The organism is Microbacterium sp. BF1 (genome assembly GCF_019279095.1).
Taxonomy (GTDB): domain Bacteria; phylum Actinomycetota; class Actinomycetes; order Actinomycetales; family Microbacteriaceae; genus Microbacterium; species Microbacterium maritypicum.
Window position 1 is genome coordinate 1 of the sequence record NZ_JAGYWT010000667.1, and the last position, 1,087, is coordinate 1,087.

Annotated in this window: 1 protein-coding gene and 1 pseudogene; both read left to right on the forward strand. The window is 66.9% G+C overall.

Annotated features, from left to right (window positions below; translation table 11 throughout):
* Positions 1 to 126, forward strand: a pseudogene (locus KZA10_RS18850) (AAA family ATPase); the annotation flags it as partial.
* 373 nt (positions 127 to 499) lie between these two features.
* On the forward strand, positions 500 to 1,087 hold a 588-nt coding region (locus KZA10_RS15875), incomplete at its 3' end, for a FadR/GntR family transcriptional regulator (RefSeq protein WP_218683366.1).

Here is a 1,087-nt window from a genome sequence, read left to right on the forward strand (position 1 = left end):
ATGCGTACCCTGCGCACCGCATGGGAAAGCGAGCACGGGCGGGGCAGCGTCGTCGGACTCGCACCGTCCGCAGTAGCCGCGCAAGTCCTGGCCGATGATCTTGGTATCCGGACGGAGAACACTGCAATTGTGCCGCACGCCCACGACGAGGGGTTCCGCCAGGAGTCCCTCCAGGTGCGCGACCGTGTCGGTCCCCCTGTCGAGTCGTACGCCCGCGACGATCCCGACGATGCCGAGCGCAGGGGCGAGGGCCGCGACCCAGTCGACCTCGGTGAGGAAGTCGTCTTCGATCGTCTCCGCCTGCACGAAGACCGACCTCTCCGGTTCGGCCAGGCCCAGGCGGGCATGCTCGAGCTCGAGGTCGGCGAACCGAAAGGCCATCGGCCCTTCGAGCCAGGTGTACGTCAGAACCTCCGGATCCCAGAGGTGCAGATGTGAATCGAGAACGCGCATGGCTCCATCCTGCCGGAGACATCCGATCAATCGCTAGGATGACGCCATGGCAGTCACCGACGAGGCGATCGAGAAGATCAAGGCGATGATCGTGGCGGGCGAGCTCTCCCCCGGTGATCGGCTTCCCCCCGAGAAGGAGCTGTCCGAACGACTCGGCCTGTCCCGCAGCTCGATGCGCGAAGCGGTCAAGGCGCTGGAGGTCATCCGGGTCCTCGACGTGCGTCGCGGCGACGGCACCTACGTGACGAGCCTCGAGCCGCATCTGCTGCTGGAGGCGATCTCGTTCGTGGTCGACATGCACGACGACGATTCGATGCTCGAGATCTTCGCAGTGCGGCGCATGCTGGAGTCGCAGGCGACCGGGCTCGCGGCGACGCTCGGGACAGATGAGCAGATCGCTGAGCTGCAGGATGAGGTCGACTCCATCGATGCGGCGGTCACGATCGAGTCCCTGGTCGACCACGACATCCGGTTCCACCGCGAGATCGTCGCGATGTCCGGCAACGCCTACCTCGCGAGCCTGATCGAGCATCTGAGCAGCCAGACCGTCCGCGCCCGCGTCTGGCGCGGCCTCACCGAGGGCGGCGCTGTCGAGCGCACCCTGTCGGAGCACCGGGCCATCGCCGACGCGATC